Raw genomic sequence first — 17973 nt, 5'->3', positions numbered from 1 at the left:
CTGCAATCACTACTCTCCCCTACGAATCGCCAGCCCAGCCAATCATGATTCCCTCGCCCCTATAAAGGGGTTTCCAACCGTTTCGTCGAATGATTTTGAACATGGATCGGTTCGAAAAAGGCGCAATAGTAGAGTTTGAAAAACCATCCATATGCACGCAACCTTGGGGAGGATAAACAGTGGACGTAATGAAATGGCCAGTATCGGATTGGACCTTTAAGAACGGCGATGACGAGCAGTGGCTTCCGGCGGTCGTTCCGGGATGCATCCATACGGATCTGCTTCGCAACGGCTTGATTCCGGAGCCTTTCGTCGGCATGAACGAGAAGCAGCTGCAATGGATCGACAAGCGGGACTGGGAATACGCGACCGCGTTTGACGTCTCGAAGGAATTGTTCGGACAGTCCAAACTGGAGCTCGTGTTCGAGGGCTTGGATACCTATGCCGACGTTTATTTGAACGAGCGGCTGATTCTGCAGGCGGACAATATGTTTCGGATTTGGACGGTCGACGTCAAGCCGCATCTGCTAGCGAGCGGCAACCGGCTGCGCATTCGCTTCCGTTCGCCGATTCAGGAAGGGCTTGCCAAGCTGGAGCAGCTCGGCTACGGGCTGCCGGCCTCCAACGACGACTCCAAGACGGGCGAGCTCGAGGACAAGAAGGTCAGCGTATTCACCCGCAAAGCGCCCTATCATTTCGGCTGGGACTGGGGTCCGCGCTTCGTGACGAGCGGCATCTGCAGCCCCGTCTACTTGCAAGGCTGGAGCGGCGTTCGGATCAAGGATCTGTTCATCCGCCAGGACGACGTGACCGAGGCGCAAGCGCGCGTAACCGCGGTGCTGGAAATCGAAGCGGAGCAAGCCGGCGCTTATGAACTTCGCCTGGATGCGGCGGATCAGCAATGGCAGCGTACCGTCACGCTGAAGCCGGGCGCGCAGACGATGGAATGGACAATCTTGATTGAGCATCCAAGGCTGTGGTGGTCGCGGGGATTGGGCGAGCAGCATCAATACGACTTCGAAGCGTCGCTGATGCAAGACGCTGAAGTTGCCGCGCAATTGTCCGTGCGCACCGGCTTGCGTTCGGTGAAGCTGATTCGCCGGCCTGACGGGCACGGATCGACGTTCTACTTCGAAGTGAACGGCGTGCCTGTCTTCGCCAAAGGCGCCAACCATATTCCGAACGACAGTTTCGCGAACGAGGTCACGGCGGAACGCTATCGCCATGAAATCGCCAGCGCCGCCGAATCGAATTTCACGATGCTTCGGGTGTGGGGCGGCGGCTTCTACGAGCAGCGTGCCTTCTATGAATTGTGCGACGAATACGGCATTCTCGTCTGGCAGGATTTCATGTTCGCCTGCAGCATGTACCCTGGCGACGAGCCGTTCCTGAACAGCGTCAAAGCCGAGGCGATCGATAACATCCGCCGGCTGCGCAATCATCCGAGCATTGCGCTCTGGTGCGGCAATAACGAGATAGACGCCGCTTGGGGGAACTACGACGAGAACGCCGGCTGGGGCTGGAAGAAGCAATATACCGCTGAGCAGCGCGAAGAGATTTGGGCGGCGTACGAGGCGGTTTTCCACCGGATTCTGCCCGAGGCGGTCGCGGAGCTCGCGCCGGATATCGCGTACTGGCCGTCTTCGCCGATGCAGGCCTTGACGAACGACGGCAATCAACATGCGACGAACAATTCCGCGCACGGGGATATTCACTACTGGGCGGTGTGGCATGCGTCCGAGCCGTTCGAGCATTATAACGATAACATCGGCCGCTTCATGAGCGAGTACGGCTTCCAGTCGTTCCCGGAGCACAAGACGGTTCGCACGTATGCGGAAGAGAACGAGATGGCGCTCGATTCCGACGTGATGCTGCATCACCAGAAGAATGGCAGAGGCAATTTCCTGATCAAAGAATACTCCGAGAAGTACATGAAGGATCCGAAGGACTTCCAGTCGTTCCTGTACATGAGTCAGGTGCTGCAGGCCGAAGGCATGAAGACGGCGATCGAAGCGCATCGGCGGAAAATGGATTTCTGCATGGGGACGCTGTATTGGCAAATGAACGATTGCTGGCCCGTCGCCTCTTGGTCGAGCATGGACTATCTGGGCCGTTGGAAGGCCGTACAGTATTACGTGAAGAGAAGCTTCAGCGACGTATTGCTGTCGATCTATCAGCACGGGGACCGGATCGAGTTCCATCTCGTATCCGATAAGCAGCAGGCGATCGAGGGGACGCTGAGCTGGAGCTTGTACGATTTTGCAGGCAAGCTGCTTGCGGAAGAAAGCCAAGCGGCAAGCATCGCTCCTAATGCCGCTGCCGCAGTGCTGACGTTATCGGCCGGCGGGCAATTCAGCGCGTACGATCCGAACCGGACGGTGCTGGTTGCGCAGTTCGCAGGCAGCGATGGCGAAGTCATCGACCGTGCGGACCATTATTTCGCGTATTCGAAGGCGCTGGCGCTGGAAGAACCGGGCGTCGCAATCGAGACCGCCGAAGGAAGCGAAGGAACGGCGTTCGTGCTGACGGCACGGAGCCTCGCCAAGCAAGTGTGGCTGCAGTCGGAGGAGGAAGGCATCTTCTCGGATAATTTCTTCGACCTTGTCCCGGGCATACCGGTAACGGTTCGATTCAGCAAGCGCAATGCGGACGGACAGGCCTTCGCCCCTGCCTCGCCGGGTCGCCTGGCCGTGCAGTCGATGTACGATTTTGCGGGCGCGGCCATTTCGTCCAAGGCGGAATAAGGCGCGCGGCGCCGGAAAGCACTGCATAGATATCAGAGAACGAGGAATGTTAATTTAACGTAATCCACCCTTTCTGGTGCAACTTTCCGGCAGCCGCAACTTACTCGGGTTGTTTGACATGAAACCAAAAGGTGTTATAATAAAATGCGAAACCAAAAGGTTTCATAATATCGACTTGAGGAGGCCATATAGAATGGACAAGCAAGGACAAGAGAAATTTTTGAACTTTATTTTGGAGCGCGTGCAAGAGGGCAAACAGGAAGAAGCCAGAGAAATATTGACCTCGAACTTCAAAAAACAAGATGAAGGCACGTTCTCTCAAGATGACGTTCAGGCATTCATCCCCAAGATGATCAGCCTGCTTAAACCGGAGAAATTAGCGGAAGTCGTAGAAGTCGTCAAGCAGTTTTCAGGAACGATCGCGCAATCATAATCCTCGTTAGCGGGATTTGCTTTCTACAACCAGCAGCAGCCCAGGACGCCGTGTACTCGTCCTGGACTGCTGCTGTTTTTGTGTTCCTATGTTACTGACGGGGATACGCTGCCGTTGCCGTTCAGCTCAGCGTAAAGAGCATTTTAGAGGCCAGCGCAATAAACTGCGAGCGTTCCTTCTCATCGAGGAGATTCGTTACGGCGTTCATTTGCTCCGCGATCTTCTTGCTTACCACCCGGATGATTTCATGTCCCTTGGCGGTCACCTGGACGTTGATGACGCGGCCGTCGCGGGGGGAATTGCTGCGTTCGACGAGCCCCCGGCGCTCCACGCGGTTAATGAGTCCGGTCATGCTGGATTTGTCCAATCCGAGGTACTGCGCGAGCTGCAGCATACTCAATTCCCGATCCCGCAAAATGCCGAACAGCCGGATTTGGATGATGGAGACGTCGTATTCGGCTCCGACCCGGTTGAGGATGCCTTGAACGAGAAAGGATAATTGGATCAAGCTATCCATCATCGAGAGATTTTCTTGATAATCGGCCTGGTTGTTATGCACTATTGATCACTCCAAATAAGCTCGGAAAGCCGTAGAAGGCTTGTCGGCCCGTTTCAATGCTTTATTTTAACACAAAAGCTATTGACATAGTACGTCACGCAAACTATATTGTTTGTATCGCGTACTAATTATTCGTCTTCAAGAGTAATGATGCCGTAGAAGAGATGCAGGTGTAATCATGGAACAGAAGAAGACCGTGCTGCTGGTCATGGGGAGCGTGCGGGCAGGCAGAAACTGCCCGAAGATCACGTCATGGGTCGGGTCCATCGGGAGAACGACTTCGAACTATTCGTATGAGATGATCGATCTGGCGAAATGGCCGTTGCCGATGGACGACGAACCGGGGATTCCTGCGTTGACGGGCTACAGCCAGCCTCATACGCAGGCGTGGAGCGAGAAGATCAAGAGTGCGAGCGGAGTCGTCTTCGTCACGCCTCAGTTTAATTGGGGCTATCCGGCGGTGCTCAAGAACGCGATCGACCATTTGTACCACGAGTGGCGGGATAAGCCGGTGATGATCGTGACCTACGGCGGTCATGGAGGCGGCCGGTGCGCGAAGCAATTACGGCGGGTCGCGGTGCGGCTGAGGATGCGCATCGTGCCGACTTCTCCAGCGCTGCGGCTGTCGGATGCGGTTATCCGCGAAGGAGCCGAGCTCGATCCCGATCATGATTTTCGCCATTTTGCGTCGCAGGTCCAGCGAGCGTTATCGGAACTGGCGGACCAAATCGAAGGACATGAAAGCGTCCTGGCACGGATGCGCCGCAATTGGAAGGCAACGTTAGCCGTCCTTTCGTGATCAACTCCATTGTTCAAAAAAAAGCAGCAGTCCCGGACGTTAATCGTCCATGGACTGCTGCTTTTGATTCGGCCGGCAGGCCTCTAGGCTTCCATCTTCTGTGCGGAGTAGAGCTTGTAGTAACGGCCGCGTCTCGCCATCAGCTCATCATGCGAGCCGGATTCGGCGATGCTCTTGTCGGATACGTACATGATCCGGTCGCAGTTCTTCACCGTCGATAGGCGGTGAGCGATAATGAACGACGTCCGTCCTTTGAGCAGCTCGTTCAAGCCCTTCTGGAGCAGACGCTCGGTTTGGGCATCGATGGACGACGTCGCTTCATCCAGAATGAGGATGCGCGGGTCGGCCAGCAGCGTACGGGCGAATGAGATCAGCTGACGCTGGCCCTGGGAGAGCTTCGAGCCGCGTTCGTTCACTTCGGTCATGTAGCCCTTCTCGAACTCGCGGATGAAATCGTCGGCGCACACCGTCTTGGCGGCGGCGATAATCTCTTCCTCGGTGGCGTCGAGCTTGCCGTAGCGGATATTGTCCATGATCGTGCCGGAGAAGATGAAGCTGTCCTGCAGCATGATCCCCATCTGGCTGCGCAGCGACTTCAGCTTCACGTCCGCCACGTCGTGACCGTCGATCAGCAGCTTGCCGCCGGTGATGTTGTAGAAACGCGAGATCAGGTTGACGACCGTCGTCTTCCCTGCGCCGGTCGGACCGACCAGCGCGACGCTTTCCCCCGGCCGGATGTCGAAGCTCAGGTTCTCCAGAATGTTATGGCCCGGATCATAGGCGAAGGTGACGTCGTCGAAGGTGACGCGGCCTTGGATCGGCGGCAATTCCTTCGCTTTCGGAATATCGCTGACGGTCACCGGCTCGTCGAGGGTTTCGAAGATCCGCTCGAGGTAGGCGACGGCGTTGACGAAGCTGTTGTACAAGTTCGAGATGTTCAAGATCGGCTGCCAGAAGCGCGCCGCATAGCTGCTCATGGCGAGAATGACGCCGAAGGTGACCTCCTGCGGACTGAGAGCCAGCAAGCCGACGAAATAGATCGACGTCGTCACGATCGTCGCCAGGTTGTCGACCGAGAACGGAATCAGGAAGTTCAGGTACATCGTCCGCATCCACGTCTCGCGGTAACTGTTGGACAGACGGGTGAAGACGCCTTCGTTATGCTTCTCGCGGGTGAAAATTTGCGTGACGCGAATGCCGCTGATGCTCTCCTGCGTGTACGCGTTCATGTTGGAGCTCTTGTTGGATACCGCCTGCCATGCCCGGCGCTGCCTGGTCTTGATCGCAAGGATGACGCACAGGAAGACCGGCAGTCCGGCCAGAATGACGAACGACAGCTTCACGTCGACCGCGAACATGAAGATGGCGATGAAGAGCAGGTTCAGAATTTCGAGAATGAAGTTGATGATCCCGTTGGACAGCACGTCCGAGACGGAATTGACGTAGTTGACGACCCGGATCAGAATCTTGCCCTGCGGGCGATCGTCGTAATATTGGAACGGCAGCTCTTGCAGATGCTTGAACAAGTCCATCCGGATATCGAAAATTATATCTTGGCCGACGCGGGTCATCATCCGCGAGCGGATCGTGGCCAGGATGACGCTGACGATTATGGTTGCCAGCGTGAGCAAGGACCAGCCGATCAGCGGACCTTTGTCCTTGTGCGGTATCGTCACGTCGACGACATGCTGCATGATGAGCGGCGCGGACAGCGAGATGCCGGCCGACAGGGCGCTCAGCACGAAAGCGAGGATCATCGGCTTCTTCTGCTTCTTGATGTAGACGAGCGCGCGCCGGAAGTGCTTGATGTTAAAGGGCGTTTCCAGACTCTCGTCGATATCGAATTTATTTCTGGCCATGTGCCGTCGCCTCCCTTCCGATGCCTTCGTTCTGCAGCTTGAATACGTCGTAATAGTAACCGCGCTTCGCCAGCAGCTCCGCGTGGGTGCCTTCTTCGATCACGCGCCCGTTGTCCAGAATAAGGATGCGGTCCGCTTCTGCCGTCGTGGACACGCGCTGGGCGATGATGATCTTCGTGCACGGGAAATCCAATTCCCGCAAGCTCTTCTGGATATGCTCCTCCGTCTCCACGTCGACAGCGGACGTGGTGTCGTCCAGAATCAGAATCGGCGGCTGCACGGCCAAGGCCCTTGCCAGCGCGATCCGCTGCTTCTGCCCGCCGGACAAGCCGACGCCGCGTTCGCCGACGATCGTATTGTAGCCTTCCGGCATTTTGCCGATGAAGTCGTGGGCGGCGGCGAGCTTGGCGAACTTCTCGACGTCTTCCTCCGGCATGTCGGGATCGCCGTAAGCGATGTTGCCGTCAATGGTGTCGGAGAACAGCAGCACGTCCTGCGTCGCGATGCCGATATTGCCGCGCAGCTCGTCGAGCTCCAGCTTGCGCACGTCGGTGCCGTCGACCAAGACGCGGCCTTTCGCCACGTCGTAGAAGCGCGGAATAAGGTTGATGAGCGTCGTCTTGCCCGCACCCGTCGCGCCCATGATGGCAATGGTCTCGCCGGGCTCGACGCTGAAATTGATGTTTTGCAGCACGGTCACGTTGTCGTATTTGAAGGTGACGTCCTCGAACCGGATGCGGCCCTGGTAACGGCGTTTCACTTCGGCGTTATGCTTGTTGGCGATTTCCGGATGGGAGTAGTACACGTCCATGATCTTGGAGACGCTCGCGAAGAAGCGCTGGATGTCGTTGATGATGATTCCGATGCTGCGCATCGGGTTGGACAAGCCCCAGATCAGCGCGGTAAACGCCGAGAACTCCCCGAAGGTGATGCGTCCGTTCATGACGAACAGTCCGCCGACGATCATCAGGATGACGGTGAATGCTTGGGACAGGATCTCCAGATACGGGAAGTAATCGAGCCATACCATGGCCGCGGCCTTGTTAGCCTTGGAGTAATGGACGTTCTTCTCGTGGAATTTCTCGATTTCGTAAGGCTCGCGCGCGAACGCCTTTACGACGCGGTTGCCGGCGATGTTCTCCTGCGTGGTCGTATTCAGCTGCGACAGGCGCTCCCGCAGTTCAACGTACATCGGGCGCACGCGTCTGGCGAAGATGAAGGCGACGATGAAGATCGGCGGCGACAGCAGCAGCAGCCACAGCGTCAGCTCGGCATCGATGAAGAAGAAGTAGACGACCGCCGCCGCGAATACGGTGAGCGACTCGATGATCGTCTTGATGATCCACGCCAGGGAATGCCGCACCATGTCAAGGTCGCCGGTCATCTTCGTCATAAGGTCGCCGGTGCGGTTGCGATCGTAATACTTCATGTCCTGGCCTTGAATCTTGTTGTACAGGTAAATCCGGATGCGGAACAGCATGTTTTGCGACGAGCGCTCATACTGCAAGGTCGTAAAGTAGGACAGGCTCGTCCGGAGCAAGGAGAAACCGATCATGCCGAGCCCAAGGCCGATCAGCTGGCCGCGATGATGCGCCAGATTGCTAATGGCATCGTTGCCAGCAATGAACTGATCGACAATCCGCTGACCGATGTACGGGTTGATAATGGTGAGCGAGGAGCCCACGACCGAGAGGCATAACGCGATAATGTACCGTGCCCGGTCTCCTTTCAAATTCTGCCATAGCCACTTGAGTTGAAACATTTGATCACCGACTTCTGTTAGTTTCTGAGGCTTGAGTAAAGCGAGCGAAACCGCCTTTCCTCGCGGATCGATGATTCACGCATCGGCGGGCAGTTTCAGGGGCAAAAAACTAATGGAAATTATAACACAAATAAAAAATAATCAACGGTTTTTTTTCAAATTTCGACAATGATTCCAGATGAGCGCTAAGCCGCCAGTTGGACAGCGAGTTGTACTTCTGTTTGTTTGTCGTTAAATTGCACCTTGTATGGCGAAACCTACAACGTAAAGAGGTGTCTCCCTATCCATTATTCAGGATAAGGAGACACCTCTTGTTATATGCAATATGTCGTGGAATATTGGCTTGTATCGCTGTCCCTACAGCTGCTTCCAGTCCAGCACGACGCCTGTGAACGTCTCCGGCTCATGGAGCAGTCCGTCGTAAGCTTCCTTGATCCTGCCGGGATGAACGTAATGCGAAATTTGCGGTTCCAGAGCCAGCTTGCCTTCGCGAATCCAGTCGAACACGAGCTGCTGCTTGCTATGCAGCGAGACAACGTTCGGCAGCTCGGAATAGACGGGCAGGCACCATTCCAGCCCGCCGCGCATCGTAATCCAGCGCACATGTACAGCGGACAGCAGCTCGGTCAAATTCCCTTCGACCGGAACGCGTGGACTGCCAAGCAGCACGATCTGGCCGAACGTCGCTGTCGATCGAAGCGCCTGCATAACGACGCTGCTATGGCCTACGGCGTCGACCGTGATGTGAGCCAGCTTGCCGCCGGTAATCGCTTTAATCTGTTCCCGCACGTCTTCATTGCTGCCGCCGATGGTCGTGGTCAGACCGCATCGGTCAGCAAGCTGGCGGCGATGCTCGTTAGGCTCGATGCCGATGACTCTGCAGCCGAGGTTTTGGAACATTTGCGCGGCCAGGTTTCCGACCATGCCGAGACCGAATACCGCGACCCACGCATGATGGGGGATTTCGCTCAAAATAATCGAAGTAGCCGCAACGCCCGCCATGCGCGAGGAGGCGGCGATCGCCGGGCTGATGTCCGCAGGCACTTCGATTAGGAGCTCTTGTTGATTGGCGATGATCGCCGATGCATGCTTGCCGAACGTATAGACGCGCTGCCCGACTTTGGCCTTGGTCACATCGGCTCCGGTCTTCCGAACGATACCGACGTTGGCATAACCGGATTTCCACGGATACGAATTCCAATTGCCGGGCTTGAGGACGTTGGCATCCTTAGCCGTGTAGTTGGCGAGCTCCGTGCCTGCGCTTATGAAGGTATACTCCGTATCGATGAGTACTTCATCCGGTCCTACCTGCTCGTTCAAATCAAAGGTTTGCAGCTCGACCGCGTTTTGACCCGTTACAACGACTTGCTTGATTTCCATCCATCATCAGCTCCTCGACCTGTTTGGGTTTCCCAATCTATGCGTTGGCATCGTTATTATCCATTCAACAGGCAGGACGCGTTTCCTTTAACTGACAATAAATCGGGCGGAAACCGCAGCACGATGAGCCGCAAGGCATTTTCATGCTACCCGGGACTTTCTTGACTATGGTCCCGAGTATTCACCGCGTGAATATGGTCCTTAAGAACCCGTCGCGGGCAGGCTGCCGAAGCGTTTTCCTACGATCGACTCAATTATCGGCTGGAGCTGCCGAAATAGAAGGGATTTTGCCGAATGGCGGCGAAACGTGTGAGCCGCAATTATTCCGTCAGAAGGTGTGATCATCGTTTGAGTAACTTGTCGAAGTGGGTCTTTTGTATCGTGATCAGTTTGATTGTAGGTTCATGCTTTCCGAGTTTTACGAGCGCGCTGGCAAACGAAGATACCTATATTAGCGTGCCGTACACCATTAAGCCGGGGGAAACGTTATACGGCATCTCGAAAACGTTTTATTTGACCGGCGATTACGAGCGAGTGGCGAGAATAAACGGGTGGAATCCGAAGGCAAGCTTGAAAGCGGGGACAACGCTGAAGCTGGCCAATCCGATGGTCATGGATCGTTATACGGTCAAGCCGGGAGATACGCTGTTCGCGATTACGAATCGCTATTTCAACCGCAATCAATATATGAACGCGTTGATGGCGTACAATCGGATCACCGATCCGAATACGGGGCTGAAGACAGGGATGGCGATTCGAATTCCGCTTCCGTCCGGAGAGGCGAAGCATACGGTGCAGAAGGGCGAAACCTTGTACAGTCTGTCCGTTCGCTATTTCAAGCCGCAGGACTACCAGCAGGCTATCGCCCAGTCCAACGGGATCGGCGCTGCGCAAAGTGTGATCAAAGCGGGACAAGTGCTGCAAATTCCGAATCCGTTCTACATGACCGCGAGCAGTGCGACGACGAATAGCAGCGCGGCCGGAACCTCGACTGGAGGAAGCACGGCCGCGAACAGCCCGACTGGAGGCAGCGTTGCCGGCAGCGCGACAGCGAGCCCGGCCAAAGGCAGCACGGCGAACAGCGGCACGGCCGGCGGCGCGGCGGTAGTGACATCGATTAAAGTCCGCTCGATCGAAATCGATATTACGCGAAACAAGCTGTACCTGCTTCTCGGCGGAGCGGTCGAGAAGAGCTTCGACATCGCCAGCGGAAGGGCGGGACTGACGCCGACCGGCAGCTTCGAAATCATGACGAAGATCGAGAATCCCTGGTACTCGGCCAAGGGCATTCCCGGCGGCGATCCCAAGAACCCGCTGGGCAGCCGCTGGCTCGGACTTAGCGTTCCGAATACGCAAGGGATGAAATACGGCATTCATGGAACGAACGCGCCTGCGTCGATCGGAACCAATGCCAGCGCCGGATGCATCCGGATGCGCAACGAAGATGCGGAGTGGCTGTTCGCCGAGGTACCGACGGGTACGAAAGTTACGATTCACGCCTAAAAATAGTGGTTGTATAAAAAAGGATTGAATAGTATACCCTGTTAATGCTAATATTGATCAGTTATATCGCACATGTACTTGTAGCAATCGTATGAAATGACTGACTGGGATAGAGTCATTGCGTTTTATGTAGATGAACGTAAATTTTGTGATGAGGTGAGCGTCTGAGAAAGCAAAAGCCAATGCCATTTGATGAGTTGCTGAAGGAATTACAAGGCCAGAAGACCGTGCAGGAAGACCCGGATCATATTCCGCTCGAGAAGCTGTTTCATGAAGGATTTATGAAGAAGCATACGAAGTGCGAGAGCTTCGCCGCGTTTAAGGAGAAGGGCAACTTCCAAATCGATACGCGGGAAGATATCAAGAACATTCCCGACGAGCTGTTTGACCGGCATGTAGCCAGAGAGACGAACTTTTCGGATTGGCATGCGATGCTTGATGCGGCAACCAAGGAATCGGCCGGGAAGTAATCCGCACCGGAATAATCCCATCATGCACGACATTGAAAACGACAGCGATGTCGTTTTTTTTGTTGCCGGAAATACGGCGCATCGCATGTGAATTCATTGGAAATTCATATGCGGGGCGTATGATGCAATCATTCGGCAATTGGGAGGATTAACCTTTATGAGTGTGAATGGAATCGGTTCAAGCAGCAACAGCGTCTATCAAAATTATTTAAGCATGCTTCAAACGCAAGCGCAATCGAGCGCATACGCGCCGATTACGAGCGAACCTACAGCTGCGGATGCCGATAAATCCGCAGATGGAACGAGTGCTTCCGGCACGTCCGGCAGTTCCTCCAAACAGCAAGACGCGCAGGCGCTGCTGAGTCAATTGCAATTCTCCAGTCCGTCCTTGCTCGACTTTCTAAACGGCAATGCGGCCGGTTCTAATACGAACGATGACGCTGACGATCTCTCTTTGCCCGGGTTGGACAATGATTCGAGCAGCGTGTCCGACATCATGAACTTCGATCCCAACGCCGCCGTGCTTCAAGCGTTCATGAACAATAATTCGGATTCGTCCGAATCTGCCGATGCCAGCAGCAAGGATCCGTTCGCGCTGCTGCTTAACTCGTTCGGCGCGCAATCGAATACGACGAACCTCGCGTCCCTGCTGGAACAGGCGTATTCCAAAACGAGCGTCTATGAGGATGATCAAGACGCGGTTCCAGGCCAAGTCGTGAATAAAGTCAATTAATGATCGGATAGCGAAGAGCTCCCCTAATAGCAGTCAGGCGCACGATAACAGCCTGATGCTAAGCGGGGAGCTTTTTTCATGTGAACGGTTCCATGCGAGGCGTTTGCGGAATCGTTTTGGAGTCGGCGGCATTATCGGCTATAATCTCTTTAGAGAGCAACGTCGTAACGTTGGTTGGGAGGAAGAGACATGCAGCTTATCGATCACGCGGTGATTCAGCAACGAATCGACCGGTTTAAGAATCAGGATTTATACCTCCATTTGGAGATGACGACGGGAGCCTATGCTTCCCATTTGGACAGCTCGAAGCATCCGGCGGCTACGTTCATCAGCAATGCCGTCGTCCGTTTCTCGCACGGATCGATTTCCGGCGGCGGCCCGTACCGGGTCGGACTCAAGATGTCGCATGGCTGGGTATATTCCGAAGGGTTGACGCATTACGAGGAGACAGACGAGGAACGGTTGATATTGGCGGGGCATGACGGTCAAGGCAAGCTTGTCGTCGCGCTGCATCTCAGCCGGGAGCCGTTCTGATGAAAGAGGAGATGGAGAACACGATGGAACGTCATATCCTTGTCATTTTACCGCATCCGGACGACGAAGCATTCGGGTTGTCGGGAACGTTGTCTAAATTCATACAAGCCGGCACGCCGGTCACCTACGCATGTCTGACACTTGGCGAAATGGGCCGCAACATGGGCATTCCGCCGTTTACGAACCGGGTGGAACTCCCCCGCATACGGAAACAGGAGCTCGAAGAGGCTTGCAGCGTGATCGGCATTCAAGATCTCCGGCTGCTCGGCTTCCATGATAAAACGATCGAGTTCGAGGAACCGGAGCTGCTGGACGGCAGCATCTCGGCACTGCTGGAAGAGATCAAGCCTTCGCTGATCTTCACCTTCTATCCGGGCTATGCCGTTCATCCCGACCACGACGCCTGCGGCGCTGCCGTTGTGCGCGCGGTCAGCAAACTGCCCGCGGGCGAGCGGCCTCCCGTTCGCTGCATGGCGTTTGCGAGAGATCACGAGCAAGCGATCGGCAAACCGGACGTCACCGTCGACGTGAGGGCGTTCTTGAAGCAGAAGCTGGGCTCCATTCAAGCGCACCGTTCCCAGTTCCAAGCGTTGGAGCTGCTCGGCAACAAGTCGTTGTCGGACAAAGAGGTGCAGGACCGTTTCGGCACGGAACGCTTCTGGACGTATAAAATCGATTAATTTGCCATAACGCCGTTGCCTCGTTACCTAGCCCCGGGAGCCTATCCCGGGGCTATTCTCATGTTTATTGAAAGGAGCAGGAAACAGGGGGCGGCAACCGAATAATAGAAATTAATCCTTATGTAACCGGCTTCATTGCGCAAGACCGGGGACTCCTTGGAAGGGGGATTGATAGGCGCTGCGGTTGGTTTGGCTTTTGGCTCATGCCGCAGGAAGGAATAACGCAGGTGTAACGAGACAAGCTCGACTATGAGGAGGTAATGTATGAAAGCGTCACGCAAAATCATCCGATTATGTGCAGCAGCTCTTCTATTACTGACCGTATGCTTCTCGCAGTTCGCCTTGCATCCGACGACGGCTTCGGCAGACGCCGTGATTTCCAATCCAGGCTTCGAGACAGGCACGCTTTCCCCGTGGACGAATTCCAACAACGCTTCCGTCGTAACGACCAACGTCCACTCCGGAACCAAGGCGCTGAATCTCGGCATCTCCAACTCCGGCGTAGAACAAGTATTGACGGGTCTCTTGCCCGGCAGGAGCTATACCGTATCGGCGTGGGTGAAGAACGCGGCAGCGGGCGACCTCGTTTACTTGGGCGTCAAGAACTTCGGCTCGACGGATATCGTCGCCACGACAACCTCGGCGGCTTACACCCAACTGACCATCACCTTCACGACAGGCAGCGCCAATACATCCGCAACGATCTACGTGTGGAAGAACGGGGGCACGGCGGCAACGTATGCGGACGATTTCACGATTTTCTCGCCGCCGCTGCAGAACCCGGGCTTCGAGACAGGCACGCTTTCCCCGTGGACGAATTCCAACAACGCTTCCGTCGTAACGACCAACGTCCATTCCGGAACCAAGGCGCTGAATCTCGGCATCTCCAACTCCGGCGTGGAACAAGAATTGACCGGTCTCTCGCCCGGCACGAGCTATACCGTATCGGCATGGGTGAAGAACGCGGCAGCGGGCGACCTCGTTTACTTGGGCGTCAAAAACTTCGGCTCGACGGATATCGTCGCCACGACAACCTCGGCGGCTTACACCCAATTGACCATCACCTTCACGACAGGCAGCGCCAATACATCCGCAACGATCTACGTGTGGAAGAACGGGGGTACGGCGGCAACGTATGCGGACGATTTCACGATATTCTCGCCGCCGCTGCAGAACCCGGGCTTCGAGACCGGTGTCCTGTCCCCTTGGACCACGCAGAATAATGCGGTCCTATCGACAACCAACGTCCATTCGGGAACCCGCGCGGTGAATATCGGCACCTCGAATACCGGCGTGGAACAGAACATCGCCGGACTCTCGCCGAACACGACCTATACGCTGTCGGCATGGGTGAAGAACGCGGCGGCGGGCGACGTCGTGTATCTCGGCGCGAAGAATTTCGGCGGAGCGGAAGTGAACACGACGACGACATCCGCGACTTATACCCAATTGAGCATTACGTTTACGACGGGCAGCGCGAATACGACGGCGAATATTTTCGTCTGGAAGAACGCGGGCACGGGCGCTACTTATACGGACGATTTTGCGTTAACGGCCGTACAGGTCCAGACCTACAGCGGACAAAATATCGGCTTCAACACCCAGGACCCTTATTTCGCTACGAGCGCAGGTCTCAATCAATTGTATGACAAGGTGAGCAGCACGGGATCGAAATGGGTGAGGGGCACGTTGTTCTGGGATCTGATGGAGCCGACGCAAGGGACGATCAATTGGACGCAGGCCGATCTGATTTTCAACGCGATCCAGGCCAGGGGCTTGAAGTATGATATCGTCATTCGTTCTGCTCCGGCATGGGCGGCGGGCGTATCGAGCACGCCGGATCACAACTATGCGCCGACGAACGGCGCGGCGTACGGCAATATCTGCTACCAGATCGCCAAACGGTATTTGAACCGTGGCGTTACGATCGCTTTCGAAATCGGCAACGAAGAGAACATGCAGTTCTTCAACATGCCGAGCGTCGATCCGGTCAAGTATACGAATAACATGCTGAAACCGGGCTCGAACGGCATCCGTCAGGCAGCTGCCGAGCTTGGCGTTGCGGCGCCTACGATCCTGGTGGGCGGCTTCTCCCCTGTAGAGCCGGCTTACGTGCCGAACAGCATTGCGCCCCTCGACTTCATGCAAGCTATATACGACAACGGCGGCAAAGGTTATTTCGATACGATCGCTTATCATACCTACACCTACGTAGCGGGTTCGTCGACGAGCCATTGGACCTTCACGGAGCTGCAGTCGATCGTCGATCTGATGAACGGCAAAGGCGACACGAACAAGAAGATATGGGCGACGGAGGTCGGCTGGGCGACCGGAACGGGCGAAGGCGAAGTCAGCGAGGCGGATCAGGCGGCCTTCACGGCGAATGCGTTCGACGTATGGTTCGGGCTCCCGTACGCCGGACCGATGATGTGGTACGAATTGGTCGATAACGTTTCTTACGACAACGGCAATCGGGAGAATACGTTCGGCTTATTGCACAGCGATGCGACGTGGACGGCCAAACCGGCTTACACTGCTTTTTTGTCCAAGATCAGTCCATGACTTCATATTCGTAAGGACAATCCGTACCGACCAATAAGGAGGAGAACGTATGACCGCGAAAATCGCTTTTATCGGAGCCGGCAGTCTAGTCTTCACGAAGAATTTGGTGCGCGACCTGTTGACCTTTCCCGCTTTTCAAGACAGCACGATCTCGCTGATGGACATCGATTCCGGCCGCCTGGCGTTTGCCAAAGCAGCGGTGGAGAACATCATCGCCGCGGGCGAATACCGCGACGTGAAGCTGGAGACCACGACGAACCGCGAGGAAGCGCTTCAAGGGGCGAACGGCGTCTTGTGCACGATCATGGTCGGCGATCTGGACGTTTACCGGCATGACGTGGAAATTCCGAAGAAATACGGCGTGGACATCAACATCGGCGACACGCGCGGCCCGGCCGGCATTTTCCGTTTTCTGAGAACGCTTCCGGCGATGCTCGATATTGCCCGCGACATCGAGCGCATCTGTCCGGATGCGATCTTCCTGAACTATTCCAACCCGATGGCGATGCTCTGCAGGGCGATGCAAGGCGAAACGAAGGTGCGGATTACGGGCCTTTGCCATAGCGTGCAAGGCACGGCGTCGATGCTTGCCGGCTGGATCGGCGCGCCGATGGAGGAGATTACGTATACGTGCGCGGGGATTAACCACCAGGCCTTTTACTTGGACTTCAAGCGAAACGGCGAGAACGTCTACCCGCTCATCCGGGACGCCGTCAAGAATAATCCGGCCGTCTACAACGAAGAAATCGTGCGGAACGAAATGTTCCTGCACCTGGACTATTACGTGACGGAGTCGAGCGGCCACAATTCGGAGTACAACGCGTGGTTCCGCAAGCGCCCGGATCTGATCGAACGGTACTGCACGCACGGCACGGGCTGGAATCCCGGCGAATACGGCGCCATCGTCAAATACGGCGAGCGGATGAAGAACAACTGGCAGCAGCAAATGGAGGAATGGCGCGACAGGCCGATCGACTTGGCGCGAGGCGAAGAATATGCTTCTTACATCTTCAACGCCGTGTTCGGCGACGGTACGTTGTTTAAATTCAACGGCAACGTGCGCAATTTCGGCTTAATCGACAACCTGCCGGAAGGCGCGTGCGTCGAAGTGCCGGTGCTGGCCTCGCGGAGCGGGCTGTCTCCGATCCACGTCGGCAAGCTGCCCGACCATCTGGCGATTCTCGTCAATACGAGCGCAAGATGCGAGGAGCTGGCCGTCGAAGGCGCGCTGACGGGCGACAAGCGGAAGATTTTCCAAGCGATCGCGTTCGATCCGCTCACGTCGGCCGTGCTCAGCCTGCAGGAAATTCAGGAGATGGTGGATGAGCTGTTCGAGGCGAACCGCGGCTGGCTGCCGCAGTTCGAAGGGAATGAACTCATTAACTCGTAGCTCCTCTCGGCCTGTCCGAAGATAACTGCAACACTAATTCGCGCAGACGAAAACGGCGAAGCGGGAGATAGTCCCGTTTCGCCGTTTTGCTGCTTCTTTTGATACAATAGGGGCAAGAACCGCCCGTTATCACCCATTCCGGCGGACGTACGAAAGGAGCAGCCATGAAAGAACAAGATAACCCAACGGCCATCGCGTCGATCGACGACTATATCTCGGCTTTCCCGCCCGAGGTGCAGGCGGAGCTGCAAACGCTAAGACAGCTCATCCACGAGGCGGCGCCGGGGGCGCAGGAGAAGATCGCGTACCAAATGCCCGCTTTTATGCTGCATGGCAATCTGGTCTACTTCGCCGCTTACAAGAACCATATCGGCTTCTACCCGACTCCGAGCGGCATCGTTGCTTTCAAGGAAGCCTTGACGGGCTATAAAGCATCGAAAGGGGCCGTACAATTCCCGATCGGCAAGCCTTTGCCGTATGCGCTCATCCGCCAGATCTTGGAATACCGCGTCGCGGAGAACATCGAGAAGGCGGGCCGCAAGCGCGAGAAGAAATAAGAACAGTG

The 17973-nt window shown here is 55.9% G+C and carries 15 protein-coding genes; 11 read left to right on the top strand and 4 right to left on the bottom strand.

The window, feature by feature from the left end; translation table 11 throughout:
- Window positions 1–188: 188 nt before the first annotated feature.
- Window positions 189–2744: a beta-mannosidase gene (locus GZH47_RS11570; RefSeq protein WP_162645196.1), complete on the top strand. Its 2556-nt coding sequence runs from the start codon at window positions 189–191 to the stop codon at window positions 2742–2744.
- Window positions 2745–2937: 193 nt separating this feature from the next.
- Entirely contained in the window at window positions 2938–3177 is a 240-nt protein-coding gene (locus tag GZH47_RS11565; RefSeq protein WP_162640225.1) for a hypothetical protein, read from the top strand.
- Window positions 3178–3298: 121 nt separating this feature from the next.
- Here the strand turns inward: GZH47_RS11565 and GZH47_RS11560 are convergent, their stop codons facing one another.
- The gene (locus tag GZH47_RS11560) at window positions 3299–3736 is read right to left on the bottom strand and encodes a MarR family winged helix-turn-helix transcriptional regulator (RefSeq protein ID WP_225446450.1); all 438 of its coding nucleotides are present in this window, start codon (window positions 3734–3736) and stop codon (window positions 3299–3301) included.
- A 178-nt stretch (window positions 3737–3914) separates the two neighbouring features.
- Here GZH47_RS11560 and GZH47_RS11555 point away from each other — a divergent pair, with 178 nt between their 5' ends.
- Window positions 3915–4535 carry an NADPH-dependent FMN reductase gene (locus tag GZH47_RS11555; protein ID WP_162640224.1) on the top strand — a complete coding sequence of 207 codons (621 nt, stop codon included), beginning with the start codon at window positions 3915–3917 and terminating at the stop codon, window positions 4533–4535.
- A gap of 83 nt (window positions 4536–4618) precedes the next feature.
- Here GZH47_RS11555 and GZH47_RS11550 read toward each other — a convergent pair whose 3' ends face one another.
- The 3 genes from GZH47_RS11550 to GZH47_RS11540 form a co-directional block, all read right to left on the bottom strand.
- On the bottom strand, window positions 4619–6394 hold the full coding sequence (locus GZH47_RS11550) for an ABC transporter ATP-binding protein (RefSeq protein WP_162640223.1): 1776 nt from the start codon (window positions 6392–6394) through the stop codon (window positions 4619–4621).
- A complete protein-coding gene (locus GZH47_RS11545) occupies window positions 6381–8156 on the bottom strand; it encodes an ABC transporter ATP-binding protein (RefSeq protein ID WP_162640222.1) in 1776 nt (591 codons plus the stop codon). The genes GZH47_RS11550 and GZH47_RS11545 overlap by 14 nt, the downstream gene beginning before the upstream one ends.
- A gap of 357 nt (window positions 8157–8513) precedes the next feature.
- Window positions 8514–9536, bottom strand: a complete 1023-nt coding sequence (locus GZH47_RS11540; protein WP_162640221.1) for a zinc-dependent alcohol dehydrogenase — start codon at window positions 9534–9536, stop codon at window positions 8514–8516.
- A gap of 381 nt (window positions 9537–9917) precedes the next feature.
- On the opposite strand from GZH47_RS11540, the gene GZH47_RS11535 reads away from it, so the two are divergent.
- The 8 genes from GZH47_RS11535 (at window position 9918) to GZH47_RS11500 (ending at window position 17965) form a co-directional block, all read left to right on the top strand.
- Entirely contained in the window at window positions 9918–11039 is a 1122-nt protein-coding gene (locus GZH47_RS11535) for a LysM peptidoglycan-binding domain-containing protein (protein ID WP_162640220.1), read from the top strand.
- A gap of 182 nt (window positions 11040–11221) precedes the next feature.
- Window positions 11222–11509 carry a hypothetical protein gene (locus GZH47_RS11530; RefSeq protein WP_162640219.1) on the top strand — a complete coding sequence of 96 codons (288 nt, stop codon included), beginning with the start codon at window positions 11222–11224 and terminating at the stop codon, window positions 11507–11509.
- Between the two features lie 157 nt (window positions 11510–11666).
- A complete protein-coding gene (locus tag GZH47_RS11525) occupies window positions 11667–12242 on the top strand; it encodes a hypothetical protein (RefSeq protein ID WP_162640218.1) in 576 nt (191 codons plus the stop codon).
- 189 nt (window positions 12243–12431) lie between these two features.
- Window positions 12432–12776: a YojF family protein gene (locus GZH47_RS11520; protein ID WP_162640217.1), complete on the top strand. Its 345-nt coding sequence runs from the start codon at window positions 12432–12434 to the stop codon at window positions 12774–12776.
- 23 nt (window positions 12777–12799) lie between these two features.
- Window positions 12800–13456, top strand: coding sequence for a bacillithiol biosynthesis deacetylase BshB2 (gene bshB2, locus GZH47_RS11515; RefSeq protein WP_162645194.1), 657 nt, complete (start codon window positions 12800–12802; stop codon window positions 13454–13456).
- A 264-nt stretch (window positions 13457–13720) separates the two neighbouring features.
- Window positions 13721–16018, top strand: coding sequence for a carbohydrate binding domain-containing protein (locus tag GZH47_RS11510; protein WP_162640216.1), 2298 nt, complete (start codon window positions 13721–13723; stop codon window positions 16016–16018).
- 49 nt (window positions 16019–16067) lie between these two features.
- Complete coding sequence (gene melA, locus GZH47_RS11505) at window positions 16068–17408, top strand: alpha-galactosidase (protein ID WP_162640215.1); 1341 nt, start codon at window positions 16068–16070, stop codon at window positions 17406–17408.
- Between the two features lie 164 nt (window positions 17409–17572).
- Window positions 17573–17965 (top strand): iron chaperone, encoded by a 393-nt coding sequence (locus GZH47_RS11500; RefSeq protein ID WP_162640214.1) that lies wholly within the window; start codon window positions 17573–17575, stop codon window positions 17963–17965.
- Window positions 17966–17973 lie beyond the last annotated feature (8 nt).

This window comes from Paenibacillus rhizovicinus (genome assembly GCF_010365285.1).
GTDB lineage: Bacteria > Bacillota > Bacilli > Paenibacillales > Paenibacillaceae > Paenibacillus_Z > Paenibacillus_Z rhizovicinus.
Note: the sequence above shows the minus strand (reverse complement) of the source record. Positions and strands in the feature narration are given on the sequence as shown.

Coding starts and splice junctions, on each gene's coding strand:
- GZH47_RS11570 (WP_162645196.1), top strand. CDS start 189: ATGAAATGGCCAGTATCGGATTGGACCTTTAAGAACGGCGATGACGAG.
- GZH47_RS11565 (WP_162640225.1), top strand. CDS start 2,938: ATGGACAAGCAAGGACAAGAGAAATTTTTGAACTTTATTTTGGAGCGC.
- GZH47_RS11555 (WP_162640224.1), top strand. CDS start 3,915: ATGGAACAGAAGAAGACCGTGCTGCTGGTCATGGGGAGCGTGCGGGCA.
- GZH47_RS11550 (WP_162640223.1), bottom strand. CDS start 6,394: ATGGCCAGAAATAAATTCGATATCGACGAGAGTCTGGAAACGCCCTTT.
- GZH47_RS11545 (WP_162640222.1), bottom strand. CDS start 8,156: ATGTTTCAACTCAAGTGGCTATGGCAGAATTTGAAAGGAGACCGGGCA.
- GZH47_RS11540 (WP_162640221.1), bottom strand. CDS start 9,536: ATGGAAATCAAGCAAGTCGTTGTAACGGGTCAAAACGCGGTCGAGCTG.
- GZH47_RS11530 (WP_162640219.1), top strand. CDS start 11,222: ATGCCATTTGATGAGTTGCTGAAGGAATTACAAGGCCAGAAGACCGTG.
- GZH47_RS11525 (WP_162640218.1), top strand. CDS start 11,667: ATGAGTGTGAATGGAATCGGTTCAAGCAGCAACAGCGTCTATCAAAAT.
- GZH47_RS11520 (WP_162640217.1), top strand. CDS start 12,432: ATGCAGCTTATCGATCACGCGGTGATTCAGCAACGAATCGACCGGTTT.
- bshB2 (WP_162645194.1), top strand. CDS start 12,800: ATGGAACGTCATATCCTTGTCATTTTACCGCATCCGGACGACGAAGCA.
- GZH47_RS11510 (WP_162640216.1), top strand. CDS start 13,721: ATGAAAGCGTCACGCAAAATCATCCGATTATGTGCAGCAGCTCTTCTA.
- melA (WP_162640215.1), top strand. CDS start 16,068: ATGACCGCGAAAATCGCTTTTATCGGAGCCGGCAGTCTAGTCTTCACG.
- GZH47_RS11500 (WP_162640214.1), top strand. CDS start 17,573: ATGAAAGAACAAGATAACCCAACGGCCATCGCGTCGATCGACGACTAT.